Raw genomic sequence first — 13,403 nt, 5'->3', positions numbered from 1 at the left:
CACCACCGGCCCATTCGGACCGGCACCCGACGAACGCAGGCACCAGTCATGCTCGTGCACGTATTGGCCGACACTTCCGAGAAGCTCTTCGGGCTCAGCTCGCTTTTTGGAGGGCAGTTCACCGTTGCCGGCGAGCGGCTCGATGTAGAAGCAAAGCTTCCGCACGCTGCTGCTGCGGTCGTCGTCCGTGCCGACCTGCGGGCGGTCGAAAACATTGCCGCACTGAAAAGGAGAGCTGCGCGGTTCGCCAAAGCAAAGAAGCGCATCTTCCTCGTCGAGCAAACCTCCCACTTTTGCATCTCGCAAGCTTATGCGCTGGGCGCAACGTTGGTGTTGCCGGGCAAGATCGACGTGACCAAGCTCCTGGCCGCTTTGGCTGATCCAGGCCACGAAACTGGGTCGACGAGCGGCATCTCGCAGCCTGACAATGCGGTTGAGGCCGCAGCAACCGCCATTGCGTCGATGTTCACCTCGATCACCCTCGGGGAGCGGGTTGACGTCGCCGGTCCCAAAGAGGCCGGCCGCAAGATCACCAACCGAATTTCCGAGCATGGGCTATCCGATTGGCTGGCCACTGTGCGGCGCCATCACGAGGGAACGTTCCAGCACTGCCTGCTCGTGACCGGCGTCGCGGTCGATTTCGGCCTCAGTCTCGGCTTCCGTAACAGTGACATTGAACGGCTCTCCACTGCTGCCATGTTCCACGACATAGGAAAGGCGAGGGTGCCCCTGGCGATCCTGGACAAGCCAGGACGCCTCGACGACAACGAGCGAGCGTTGGTCGAAACCCACCCGGCGACGGGTTACCATGTGCTGAAGGGGCACAGGGACATCTCACCTGAAGTCCTCGATGCGGTCCGGCACCATCACGAATATCTCGATGGCAGCGGCTATCCTGACGGCCTTTGCGCCGAGAACATCACCGACATCGTTCGCATTCTCACCATTTCGGATATCTTTGCGGCGCTGATCGAACACCGGCCGTACAAGCCGACAATGCCGCGCGCGGCGGCATACGAGATTCTCTGCGGCATGAGGGGAAAGCTGGAGAGGGCGCTAGTGGCCTCCTTCAAGCATGTTGCGCTTACGAGATGAATTCTGCTGAAACCTATGCAGGGATACTCCAACTCTCGACTCAAGGCGTGATCGGAGACGGTCTCATTTCCATGCACTTCGGCTTCTGGCCCATCGCGTCCCTCCGCGCGGTGCAGCCGCTGGTCTGGAGTCCAGCGGAAAGCGGAAGTCACCGGCCGAGGGGCGAACCGACGCGGTTGACCCAACTCGGACATCTCCATTGGGAGGAAAAATAGTCTCCGAAGGCGCGCAGCCGTGTGGCGCGCCACTCGCTCCTATTCAAACCCCTTTGCTCTTAACGGTCTGGGCGGCAGGCGAGGTAAGGAATGTGACCAACGTTCTTGCGGCATCAGTCTGGTTGCCGCCGGTAACGACGCCAGGGGCGAATTGGGTGTAGTTCTGAATCGTCGACGGCAACGGGCCAACGAACTCGACGGATGGCTGGGCCAAGACTTCGCTGATTTGATTGAACCCGATCTCAACGTCGCCGCTGGCAACGCTTGCGTACAGCACTTTCCCGGGCGGAGAGAGCTTGGTCTTGGGTTTCATTTCCTCAGCGATGCCCAATCGTTCGAGCAAGCTGGCCATGTAGATGCCACTGGCACCCCCACCGGCCGGATCAGGATAAGTAATCGAGCTTGCGGCCAACATCGCACGTTTGAAGGCGTCGGCTGAACTGATGTCGGGCTTCGCGGCACCCTTGCGCACAAAGGCACTAACACCGACCTTCGCGATGACGATGCGGTCGCCCGCCATGACTTTGTCTTGCGCTCGAAGTTGGCCCATCAGTGGCGCAGCGTTTATCACAAGATCGGCAGCCTCACCCTTTTGAAAACGGTCCGCGATAGCGCCCGCATTTCCGTAAGCTACGGTTACTTTGTGTCCCGAGGATCTTTCAAAATCCGGGACCAGTACGTCGATCGCCGGGTGCAAAGCCACGGCGCATAGAAGCTTGATTTCGGCACCGCTGGCGGCAAACCCAGTGACGCCGATAAAGGCAACTCCAAGTACAAGTTTTGCTGAGAATCTCAGTATGATGCGCCCATTCATCTTCTCTCTCCCTCAGAACCTTTGAACTGCCCGCTCTATTGCGCACGCAGCTTAGTGAGAGTTTGGAATGTGCGGCCGATGGCACCGAGGTGAGCCTAGAATCAATATAAATTGCATCGCCGGCACTTCTTCTATCAAATTTATCTCAGTCCGCCACCGACCCGGAAGTTCTTTAACGACTGATATCGGGCACAAGCCGGATGGCGTGCGCTGCGAGGGATAGCCGGACGATTTCCGTGCCTTCACCCGCTTCGCCGGAAAGGCTCGCGAATCTGGCTGAGCCGCAACAGACGTCGAAAGCACAGGGACAATTCTGCCTGCAGTCAGCACCGCCGCGTGAACGTGCCAACGCGGACCGCGAGGCGAGCCACGCTTGAAGCTTAGGACCTTATGGGCGGCATAGTTGTCGACGCGAGACGAAGCGGTTTAGAAGAGGAGGTCTGGGGAATTGCCGCAGCATCGCGACAGCGTGCCAGCGCGCAATGGCTGCTACTAGAACTCGACGACCGCATGATATTCGCTCGCCGGCCGGCGATTGAAGCGGGCACTCGGTCACGTCCACGAAAGGACCTTCCATGCAGAGCGGGGTTATCGGAGCTCGGAATATCGGCGCGACTTTGACAGAAGCTTTCGGCAACCGAGCGAGAAGCCTGCCGAGCACATGGCGTAAGACGTTATGGGACTAACCAAGTCCATCCATTTGAAATTATTACTGAATTGTAGTTCGCATAACATAGATTATGGAATATCTCCGCATTTTCCGAATGCCCAAACTCGTCCATAGTTTGGGTTTGTTACGACGCGGTCGCTTGTCTTCTCCGGATAGCGTCGCGTTGGCGTCGGCTTCGTTTCCGCACGCGTCGAACTAGAGCAATCGAAGGCATCGGTGACAGAGTCGTGGCTGGCGTCGGCTCCTCGATCGCGCGGACATCAGGCAGCTCCGTAGCTTGTTGGGCGGTGTAGGTGGCGGATGCCTTGACGTTCTGGCTGTCGGTCTGGGTATAGAGTGCGGCAAAGTAGGCCGCGCCAGCGTGGTCGTCGACCGTTCGAGACCAATCGATGTCAATTGAAAAGCAAACTACGCCAGAGTGCTCTATTGTATTCTAGGTTATCGGACGTCAGTCCTCCGCGCGACACTTCATGCCTCTAAGCATTCGCGCTTGCATGAGGTAGTGGCCGAAGGCGGCAACGGACAGTCGGTTGAGCCGCTGACTATAGATCGTCGAATAGCGCGAGATCATGTGCCTTCCGGACGCGGGCCAGCGTATCTTCGAAGCTTTCATGGTTGTCGCCCACCGGAATGAGCGCCTCGATTTTGGCGAAGGCGGAACGCGCGGCCGGTCGCGAATGATCGCTCAAGTGGACGGCATTGGCGAGCAGCTCAGCGTTCGCGCATCCTTTGCGCACGGCGCCGCTCAAGGTGAGCAGAGTGGTCGGGATAAGGAACTCCTCGCCGGAAGCAAGCGCCTTGGCTGCGAGGATCCGCGCCGGTAGACCTGCGACGAACGCCAAGTCCGCAGCCAGGCGCACCGCGAAGTGGCGCGCGGTCTCGCAGGTCTTGATATCCTTCTTGGCGGTTCCCATCGCCCGCTCGAGATCGCACAGTGGCTTGCCGGCCATCCACGCTGTGAGGAGAGTTTTAAGCACTGGCAGGGCGTGCTTCGCCTTCTTTTTGTCGCCGTCGAGAGCGCGATAGTCGGTGCCGAATAGCCCCTCGATATCGTTGGGCCGGATCAGCTGGAGCAGCCATTCCGGCTGCTTCTCGATCCAAGCGAACAGAGCGGCGATACAGTCAGTCGCGGTGCCCGCAAAGGCTCCGGCCTCTACCAACGCAGTGAGGCTGGCGACGACCTCATAGGGCAATCCCGCCGACGCAGCGACGCGTTCCAGCCAAGTGAGCTCTTGCTCGGGCGCAAGTTCTTTACGGCGTGCCAAGGCTGAATCGATCCGGCTCTCGATCCATTTCTCCTTTCCCGCCTGCCGCTTGCGATAGGCGGCGAAAGACCGCCGGATCATTGCGGTAGCGGGTTCGTCGGGCGCGTCGTCGTCGCCGACCGGGAGGCGGGAAAGCAGATAGTCCTCATTCCCTTCGTGCAGGCCGTTATGGATGCGGTCGAGCAGGGCGGTCAGCGGATCGTCGATCGTTAGGCATTGGTCCGATTGCGAGAAGATGCCCTGGAGTGTCATCCAATGGCTCGCGATATTGTTCTTGGCGTCGTCGATGTTAATGACCTTGCTTGGGACGACGAGAACGAAGCCCTGGCCGCCCTCGCCCGCCCGGCCCGCGCGCCCCGCAGCGTTAAGCAGCTCATGGGCATCAAGCTGCTTCATCTTGTCGCCTTCTACGTCCCAGCGGCTGTCGCCCGCGATGAGCACGATGTCGCTGGGCAGGTTCATGCCTTGTGCGAGCGTCGAGGTGGCGAACAGCGCATCAATGCCGTCACGGCGTTTAAACAACGATTCGTGCAGCAGGCGCTCCTGCTTCAAAAGCTGGGCATGATGGCTGGCAGCGCCGCCGTCTACCCTCCCCTTAGCGTCGAGCTTCAGATAGCAATGATCTGGCCCGCCCAATTCTTCCTCGACCAATTTGCGCCAAGCGCGCTCCTCATCCGTCAACACCACCCGGCGCTTGGGTAGCAGCTCGCGAAAATGCCGCACGGTGGACTCGGCAGCGATAGTGCTCTGGACGAAGGTCAGGGTCTTGAGACCGTCCTCGGCCGCCGCCGCGGCAATTGTCCCGGCGACCTTGTTACCGTTGGGGGTGAGATACCAGTCCTTGGTCCGCTTGTTCGTACTCGTCGCAAACAGGACGGGCTCGTCGAGCAAGGCCATCAACGCATAGTCGCTGCGCTTACGCGTCGCCCAAGTCTGGCGGAGGCAGAAAAAGGCGAACGGCTGTGCGTCGAGTTGCGCCTTGAGTTTGGTCGGGACGCCCTTCGTCGTGGCTTTCGCCCGCTCAGTGGCGAGCAACTTCTCGAGTTCGGTGACACGATCAGCGCTGTAGGCGACACAGCCGCGCGCTTGACGCGTTGGCTTCCACGCCAGATCAAGCGGCAGGCAGGGACGGCCGGTCAGCTCACCGACCCATCCGGCGATTTCCTCGGCATTCTGCATCATCGCCGAGATTAGCAACAGGTCGGCATCCGGCGCTGAATGGGTGAGGTTCAAAAGGCAGAGCATTGCATCGATGCTGCGCCGGCTGCGGTCCGCTTCGCGCGGGTGCAGGAGATGGCACTCGTCGAACATCACCAGCCCAACGTCCGCAAAGGCTTCGGGCTGTATCGATTGGAGCATCAGGCACCGCTCGGGCGTGGTGACAATGATCTCGGGTAGCACGATTGCGTCGGAGAAGGTGATCTCCTCGTCGAGATCGCCGAACACGCTGAAGTCCATGAAAGCGTTCGAGAGCGTGAAGGCGGTCTGATCAACCAGAGCGAGGGTCGGAGCAAGCACGACGACCTTGCCACCGGCAAGAAGCGCTGCCGCGATCTTGAGTTCGGCGAGGGTGGATTTGCCGCCGCCAGTCGGGAAGCTGATGGCGGCGGACGTGCCCTTGGTGAGATAGCCTTTGTCGAGCGCGGCACGGTGGTTGCGCCAGAGATAGGGGCGCTTGTTCGCTGCACGTCGAATGATGCGCCACCATTGGCTCCCATCGACGCCCGACGGAGCACGCACGCGGCACAGGGCCGCTTCCGCCAAGTCACCGGATAGAGCGAGCAGAAGCTTCGCGAGATGAAGCGGGCCCGGAAATACGCTGACAGCGTGCGGCCCGTCGACGTCAAATACGCCTTCGATCGACGCGATGCATAGGTCTCCGACCTCGGCGAAGATCGTCTGGGCCTCGGATACCGCTATCGCTTCGGGATCGTCGGCCGGTCGGATGAGCAGTTCCCGCGCGAGCTGGATGACGCCGGCGTGGAGCCGCCGCAGCAAGGCGTCGACCGCGCGGCCCGCGCCGCTCCGATCTGCCGGGCGTTCATAGTCGAGATCGCCGTCATTATCGATAATCGACCGCAGCCGACCTGCCGCAAGATCGCCGATCGCGCGAATGAGCCGCGCTTCCGCACCATGGTCTTCAGCATCGGTGACCAGGCGCTTGGCCATTTCTGCGGCATCGCTCTGTGAATCTGCGATCAGGAAGAGCAATGTGCCGCAAATTTCGGGGGCCACGCGGATGGCGTCGATATAGGGTGCCCGCTTCTCGTCGTCCGCGGCAACGACCTCGGCCATCAGACAAAGCTGATGCGCGGTGCCGGCGACGAAGGCGGCGGCCGCCCGGTCGGCGCGTTCGGGCGCGGTTGCGACCAGCAGCTCTTGCGCCGCTGCCAAGCGCCGCATCTCGTCGAGGAGCCCGACCAGTGCCTCGCTGCGGTCCTCAGCGGCAGCTGCGCCCCGCAGCCGCACGCGCGCGGCGACGATCTCGGCGAAGACATTGGTGAAGCGGCGCGGCAGCTCCTCCAGATCGAGCGCTTCGAGCGGCGGGGCTCCGGCTATCAAGTCGATGGTGATGGGATCAAACATCGTCGCGCCATTTCTCGATGTGCTTGATTGTCTTGGCCGCGAACTCCTTCATCCAGTCGCGCAGCTTGGGGATGCACATGGTTTCGGCCTGGCGCCGTTTGCGGCCGCCCGGAGCCACCTTGTCGAATCCTTTGAAGAGAGATTCGCGCTCGTCATCGTCGTCATGGCTGTTGTCGGCGGTGATGGCGACGCGATAGTAGCGGGCTTCATCCCAAAGAATGGTCTCGACCGCCGCGTCGATGTCCATCTTGGCAAAGCGCAGTTGGTTCGCCCCAAGGATCGCGCCGGTCTCCTGAATGAGCTCGGGCATGCGTTCGCCGCGTTCCAGCGCGCGAATGCCTTTCCAGACGTCGCCGGTAATCGTCGAGCGTGGGTTCACCGTTGCCTTGTCCTCAAAGATCACGACCGCGGCGATCTCTTCTCCGGCCGCATCGAGCTTCAGCTGCATTCCGTCGAAGCCCTTGTGCGCGAGAATGGCGTGGGGGGCACGCACGACGGCGCCGGCGTCATGGCGGTGCGCCGCGATCCAGGAAATCGCCTGAAAGATCCAGCCGTCCCGATGATAGGGATCCTTGCCGTCCTCGACAGTCAGCAGCTTGATCGCGCCCTTGGCCGCGTCGGCGCGAGTTGCGGGCGCCTTTTTGTCGATACCGGCGAGAATGGCGGCGACGTGGCGCGACTGACCCAAGGCGAGCTGCGCGACCTTAACCGCGAGGTCGTCCCCGTTCGCTACCACCCAACGCGAGCCATGACACAGCTTGCCGTGAATTACGGACGTCAGCGCAAGCGGCATACTTCCAACCTCCCGCAGATAGAACAATTCCTGACAGAGGACATTGTCGATCACCCTCAGTGTCTCAAGGAGCAAAGGCTCGACCGGCTTGCGCCATTGATCGACGAGAAATAGCGGTCGATTCGATCCTGCATAAGCTCGTGGACCTGGTCGCTCATGCAACCGATATCCAGCCGAGCGTGCGCTCGATGCGTTGCCGGTAAGCGGTCGCGATCTGCAAAGGCGCGCGACGAATATATTCTTCGGCGCGCCTGCGCGGCTCTCCTTGAAGAGCGGCGAGATACGCAATCACCTGATCGGCGGATGGCGTGATCGTTTTCACGCCGAATTTCGGTGGGAGCGCCGTCCAGACCACGCCTTCGAGCTTCGCCGCAACGGCCCAATCCGCAATGACGCTCGCGACAGCATCCGCGGTTGACGCGCCCGACTGCCACAGGCCAATCGACGACGGGATATTTGCGTTCGGCACGCCCTCCCTCGCGCCGAGCATTTTGCGTGCCTCGTCCGGCGACGTCGCTTCCAGCTCGCTCCAAAACACGGTCACCGGCTTAGCGCCGTCGGTGATAACGAGCGTCATGCGCCCGTCTTTCGATTGGCGCGTGAATTCGACCGGGAGCGCCGGGCCATTCAGGCGCCATCCACCGACGATGGGCAAATCGGCGGGACTCCAGACCAAAGACCCCCATCCTACACAGGCGATTTTCATGGGCCCGCCGGCGCGTTGCACGGCTTCGCCGCGATCGAAGCTCCGGCGATCTCGCCTCGTCTGCAGGACGATTCGAGCCATATGGGCGCCTCTGTTGCGATTCCGGACGCCCACGCCACAAGACGATCCTCATGGATCACGCGGAAGCCTTGGTCATGGCCAGCTGTCATAACGCCCTCCGGCCGGAGACTGAGGAAATGGGCGACGGTGTTGGAATGTCGCTGACCAGTTCTCCACCGCCCTCGCGGATGGCTTCGTGCACCAGCAGCCGGACTGCGCGCAGGAAATGTTCGGATAGAGGATCGAGCGCAGGTCCCGGCACAGGCGCGGACAAATCGTAGATCGTCTGAATTACTTTGGCGCGGCTGAATGTCGAGCCAGGTCCCCGATATTCAAACGCTTCCATCCATCGTTGGCGCGGGATGCGCAGAATCTTTTCGTCGACGAAGGCATGAAGGCGGGCGAACACCTGCCGCTGGACCCGCGCCAGCGCCTCGTCGGCCTCGGACTCCGAAGGAGCCGCCGGATGCCAGCGGATCGGCCGGTCAAGGAACTTGGTAATCGACTCCGACAGGCGCGCAACAAAATCGGCGACTGGCTTGAGATCCTTGTACTCGCCATTGTTGATGTCGAGCACGACGCGGCGGTTAAGAGCCTTGATCTCAGCCCAATGGGCGGTGCGGATGTTGCCCGACCTGTTGAAGCCAAGAATGGCGTTCCACCGGGCATGAAAATCGACACTCGCAGCCTGGATCGCGAGCACGAGGCCGGCCGTGTCGTACACCGGGCCGACCAGCGGTGGCTCGACAGGGGCGATGGCGGATGCGCAAAAATCCAGGATCTTCCCCAGTTCGGCCGCAGGGCCGCGATTCTTCTCCGTGAGCGTGCGATCGAGAAAACCTAACATGAAGCAACGCTCATCCAGCTCACGCTCGATCGCCCGCACTGCTGGCAGGCCGACGATCTCCCGCAAACTGGCGAGCTTCTGATGCACGGATGAAAGGACATGCGCGCGTTGCGCCTCAAAGGTCGGCAAATTGGCCTGCCCTCGCACAAGGTCGAAATGGGTGAAGGCGAGCGCGAGTTTTTTCTGGAATCCGCTCGCCGCGACAGCGCGAAGGACGGACGCCGGCGCCTCCAGCATCGGCGCCTTCGCGGAGTCAACGAGCAGAATCACGTCAACATCGTTGAAGCGACGCGCGACGCGGGATGCAACGCCGGCAGCAGGGTCGCCGACATGACCCAACCCCTCACCGTCGAGCAGGACGAGACGGGCATTGCGCGTGGTGAACGCGGGTGTAAACGGCCCACTAATCCTGATGCCATCGACCAGAGGAGTCAGCAGCGTGCCGAACGCCCGAGCGTAATTCGATGAAAAGCGACGCACCGCCCGCACGAAAGCATCGCGGTTCTCGCCTGCGTATTCCCAAGCGAGCGGCCAGCCGCTTCCGTGAGTACGGAGTTCCGAGGCGATGACCTCGAAGCGGAGTCTTATCTCGTCCATGATGTCATTTACGAGATCATCGAAATCCGAAAGAGTCTGGACAAAGTCTTCAAAAAGGTCCTGTGCCGCTTCCTTGTCCGACGCAGCGAGTAGACCGAGATCGACATTGAGTTCGGCTTGCAGGCGCTCTTTCGCCTCGCCGGCAAGCGCCCTGATGCGCGTCAGCCATGATTTCAGAACATCCTGCATCCGCTTGATGTCAGCGGCGGACGGCAGCGTGGCGTCGGGCTCATCGGGCGGCTCATCGGCCTGTGGCGCGTCCGGATCGTAGTCCCAGTCCGACTCCGTTTTCGCCGCCTCGCGCGGGGACTGGCGCCATGATCCGACAATGTAGCCGAGCCGGAACCGCAAATCCCGGTGCGTCAGCAGTCTCTCCGCGAGCTTGTCATCGCTCAGGTCATCCCAAAGCGCGGCGCAGGCGTCGGCAACGCATTCATGGACATTTGTGTGCACCGTCCATTCATTGAAAAACGTGACCGCGGCCCGGTATGGCGCGCTTGCCGCGGTGATGACCTCGATATCGGAGATCGTGGTCCGAGAGGCCGACGTGGAAGGAAAGCGGTCTCGTTCCGGATGGGAGCCCATTAGGTGCCGGAGCAAGGACGTCTTCCCCGCACCGGTGGTGCCGACCATCAGAACCTTCGAGTAGCCTTCCTCGGCGGACGGCAGCGGCAGAACCTCGTTCCTGATCTCCCACGTGTTCGACGCCGCATTTTCGATGTCGTCATAGAAGGCGCGGACAATCACAGGGTCGAAACGGCGCTCGGCATCCGCCCTCTTGGCGATGCTGTGCCATGCCGGATCGCCGAGCAGAACATTCATCTCGTCCACGAGCGCCTGCGCGGGGGCCTCGTCCGAGGTTCCGAGACCACGGCGGATCTTCCGGCCCTGCTTGCCGCGGGCGTCCTTCCGGAGCGGATGCCGGAAACTGATGACCCAAGCCCCCTCCTTGGTAGGGCTCTTCGATGCTGTGTATTTTTGCAAGGCCATGACGCTTGTTCCTGATTGTTCCGACGGCTTTCTATAGACGGCGCAGGCGGAGGGTCAACAAGATTCTGGAACAACCGGGAACAATGGCCGTGCGTCAGCGGCGCCTTCGCCGTCCTACAGTCTTGGGCTCCTGTGCGCGGCCGCTACGAGGAAGCTTGTCGTGCGGCCTACAAATCCGTCTAAGCCAATCCGGCACACAGCATCACTATGTGCAATTGACCGCCGCACCATGTGCAATTGACCGCCGCGCTGGCCAAACTAGGCCGGCTGGACGAAGCGAGGGCTGCCGCCGCCCGTGTGCTCGAGCTTCATCCAGCGTTTCGCTACGGACGCCAGTTTACGGGAATGAATTTGTGCCCCACCGCTCGGAAGCTCTTGGCGGCGCGTTGCGAGACGCCGGCACGGTGAACCAGGTGCGAGATGATAATGATCTTTTCTGACACTTTTCAAGAATGGGCTGTCGGCAAGAGGCGGGCGGTCGGGGTCCAGCGAGCTGGGGAAAACGGCGTCGCATTCCCGGATACCCTTGACGGCGACGGATTCGCTCACCATCTTCACGTACACGACGTGAGGATAGCAAATTGCGGCATAGACTGATCGAGCATAGCGGCGGCAAAACCGTTCTTTCGGGCGCCATTCCCGGGCGCAAAGTGCTGAGCGCACTGATCGCGGCGACGCGTTCGACGCAAGCGCCTGCGCCTGCTTTCCTCGACTTCGACGGCATCGAAGTGGCTACCGCGTCATTCCTGCGCGAGGCGGTGATCGGCTTCCGCGATTACGCCCGGCAGTCGTTGCCCACGGTCTATCCCGTCGTCGCAAATATGGCTCCTTCCGTCGCCGAAGAGTTGGACTTTTTCGTCCGGGCGCGTGGCGACGTCATTTGGAGCTGCGACCTCGATGCAAAGGACCACGTCGTCGGCGCTCGGCTAATCGGCGATCTCGATCCTGCTCAACGATCGACTTTCGATGCGGTGATCGAACTCGGCGCGATCACCGCTCCCGAGCTCGCCGCTCGCTTCGCGGACCAAGGCATCGGACCGACCGCGTGGAACAACCGGCTATCGGCGCTGGCGACCAAGGGCCTGCTGGTCGAACGCAAGCAGGGCAAGTCCAAGTTATTCAGTCCGCTTCTGGAGATCGCCTGATGGGCCTTGACTACCTCCGCTCACAGACCGGCAAGCCTTGGCGCAAGCGCTGGGACGGTGGCCTTGACCGCCTGAAAGCGCCAAGCCTGTTCGACCTCAACGTGTCTGAGGCTGCCCGCACCGTCACAGCCGAATTGACTGGCGGCTGCGGCGTCAAGGCGGGCGACACGCTGATCGTCCAAATCGGCAGTGACGGCCTCACCATCAGCGATGGGCTACGGGCGATCGGCCGCGTGACCAATCCTTCACGGGAATTGACCACGGCCGTCCGCGACGGCGGCGGCTACGCCGAGGGCGTACTCCAACGCGTCGGCCTGTTCGGCGACACCGCGGAGATCAGCGTCAAATGAACCGCAGGCCGCCCTACGAACCTTCGCGCCATTTTTCCCAGCCGAACAAGCTGTGGGACGACGCGACGCGCCATGCGCCTTCGTTGGGCTGCCCGACCTGCCTCGAACGCGACCGCTGCGGCGGCGTCCACACGGGCAGCGGCATCTTCGATTGCCGAGATCTCTGCACCTGCAAGGACAAAAATAAGTGCGACATGGTCTGCCGGTTCAAGCCGAGCCAGTTCGTCGCCCGCATGCGCGAGGTCGGCGGGCTCGGCTTCGAGAACGCGCCGCGCGTTGCGGCGAACGGCGTACCGGACCTGCCCGCTATCGCGCCCTTCGTCGATCATCGCTACGGCCGCGCCGCCGCGCTCGATGAGCCAGTAGTCGCGATCTCGCTCTACGAACTCGTCAACCTTGCGACCGGCAAGCCACACGTCACATCCCGCGCCGAGCTCGCGGCGCGATTCCTCATCCCCGAAGGCGCGGGGATTGTCGTCAGTGGGGTCGACAAGGACGGCCCAATCGAACGCTGGTGGGAATTGAAAGAGCGTGACGCGATCATCGCTGCTTTGGGGGCCCTCGGCGTTACGCTGATCACAACGCCGAACTACAGCGTCCTGACCGACGTGCCGCGCACCGACAACCTTCATTCGATGAAGCGCATCCTGCTGGCCTGGACCGAGCTGGCGGCAGCGGGCCTGCCGACTGCCTTGCACGTGAACGGCCGCACCCGGCACGACTATGCCCGATGGGCAGGGCTCATCGCTGCACGCCCCGAGATCGAGATCCTCGCCTTCGAATTCGCCACCGGATGCGGCCGAGGAGAACGAATCGACTGGCACGTCGCCGAACTCTGCGCGCTTGCAGGCCGCGTCGGACGTCCGCTTGCGCTTGTCATCCGGGGTGGCGGCCGCAAGCTTGCCCAGCTGCGGCGCCACTTCGCCCAGGTGACCTTGATCGAGACCGAGGCCTTTTCGCGAACGATCCGGCGCCGGCGCGCCTATCTGACGGAGTCTGGCCGCGTCAAATGGGCAAAATACCCGACGCTGAGGGGCGCGCCGATCGACGACCTCCTGGCTCATAATATCGCGCTGGTTCGCGCCTCCTACGAGACGCCGGCAAAGCCCGCCTTACGGCTGAGGCCGCCGACCCGGCCCCTGCGGCGCGCAGCGCACCGAGATGGTGAGCCCGTCCAGCCAAGCCTTCTGCGCCAGCTCCACCTGTCCGGTGAGACTCGGGGCGTCGCCCCAGAGCCGCAGGACGTAGTCGCCGCTTCGAAACCTTAGCT

General features: G+C 62.1%; 10 protein-coding genes. 5 read left to right on the top strand and 5 right to left on the bottom strand.

Annotated features, from left to right (window positions below; genetic code table 11):
* Window positions 1-48: 48 nt before the first annotated feature.
* Window positions 49-1,095 (top strand): HD-GYP domain-containing protein, encoded by a 1,047-nt coding sequence (locus ABIB00_RS20245; RefSeq protein WP_354105585.1) that lies wholly within the window; start codon window positions 49-51, stop codon window positions 1,093-1,095.
* A 258-nt stretch (window positions 1,096-1,353) separates the two neighbouring features.
* Here the strand turns inward: ABIB00_RS20245 and ABIB00_RS20240 are convergent, their stop codons facing one another.
* Together ABIB00_RS20240 and ABIB00_RS20235 are read right to left on the bottom strand one after the other, a co-directional pair.
* Entirely contained in the window at window positions 1,354-2,124 is a 771-nt protein-coding gene (locus tag ABIB00_RS20240) for a molybdate ABC transporter substrate-binding protein (protein ID WP_354105584.1), read from the bottom strand.
* A gap of 1,212 nt (window positions 2,125-3,336) precedes the next feature.
* Window positions 3,337-6,354 carry a DEAD/DEAH box helicase gene (locus tag ABIB00_RS20235; protein WP_354105583.1) on the bottom strand — a complete coding sequence of 1,006 codons (3,018 nt, stop codon included), beginning with the start codon at window positions 6,352-6,354 and terminating at the stop codon, window positions 3,337-3,339.
* Between the two features lie 12 nt (window positions 6,355-6,366).
* Between ABIB00_RS20235 and ABIB00_RS20230 the strand changes: the two genes are divergently transcribed.
* Complete coding sequence (locus tag ABIB00_RS20230; RefSeq protein WP_354105582.1) at window positions 6,367-6,672, top strand: hypothetical protein; 306 nt, start codon at window positions 6,367-6,369, stop codon at window positions 6,670-6,672.
* Here the strand turns inward: ABIB00_RS20230 and ABIB00_RS20225 are convergent.
* The 3 genes from ABIB00_RS20225 to ABIB00_RS20215 all read right to left on the bottom strand — a co-directional run bounded on the left by ABIB00_RS20225 (window position 6,638) and on the right by ABIB00_RS20215 (window position 10,638).
* On the bottom strand, window positions 6,638-7,438 hold the full coding sequence (locus ABIB00_RS20225) for a hypothetical protein (protein WP_354105581.1): 801 nt from the start codon (window positions 7,436-7,438) through the stop codon (window positions 6,638-6,640). The two genes, ABIB00_RS20230 and ABIB00_RS20225, sit on opposite strands and share 35 nt — an antisense overlap.
* A gap of 154 nt (window positions 7,439-7,592) precedes the next feature.
* The gene (locus tag ABIB00_RS20220) at window positions 7,593-8,225 is read right to left on the bottom strand and encodes a hypothetical protein (RefSeq protein WP_354105580.1); all 633 of its coding nucleotides are present in this window, start codon (window positions 8,223-8,225) and stop codon (window positions 7,593-7,595) included.
* An 85-nt stretch (window positions 8,226-8,310) separates the two neighbouring features.
* Window positions 8,311-10,638, bottom strand: a complete 2,328-nt coding sequence (locus ABIB00_RS20215; RefSeq protein ID WP_354105579.1) for a hypothetical protein — start codon at window positions 10,636-10,638, stop codon at window positions 8,311-8,313.
* Between the two features lie 581 nt (window positions 10,639-11,219).
* Here ABIB00_RS20215 and ABIB00_RS20210 point away from each other — a divergent pair.
* The 3 genes from ABIB00_RS20210 to ABIB00_RS20200 are packed head-to-tail and all read left to right on the top strand — an operon-like array spanning window position 11,220 to window position 13,401.
* Window positions 11,220-11,783: a hypothetical protein gene (locus ABIB00_RS20210; RefSeq protein ID WP_354105578.1), complete on the top strand. Its 564-nt coding sequence runs from the start codon at window positions 11,220-11,222 to the stop codon at window positions 11,781-11,783.
* A complete protein-coding gene (locus tag ABIB00_RS20205) occupies window positions 11,783-12,133 on the top strand; it encodes a hypothetical protein (protein WP_354105577.1) in 351 nt (116 codons plus the stop codon). The genes ABIB00_RS20210 and ABIB00_RS20205 overlap by 1 nt, the downstream gene beginning before the upstream one ends.
* A complete protein-coding gene (locus tag ABIB00_RS20200; RefSeq protein WP_354105576.1) occupies window positions 12,130-13,401 on the top strand; it encodes a hypothetical protein in 1,272 nt (423 codons plus the stop codon). The genes ABIB00_RS20205 and ABIB00_RS20200 overlap by 4 nt, the downstream gene beginning before the upstream one ends.
* Window positions 13,402-13,403: the final 2 nt, after the last annotated feature.

Origin of the sequence: Bradyrhizobium sp. LB14.3 (assembly GCF_040547985.1) — a bacterium.
GTDB lineage: Bacteria > Pseudomonadota > Alphaproteobacteria > Rhizobiales > Xanthobacteraceae > Bradyrhizobium.
This window is presented reverse-complemented; position numbering and strand designations above follow the sequence as displayed.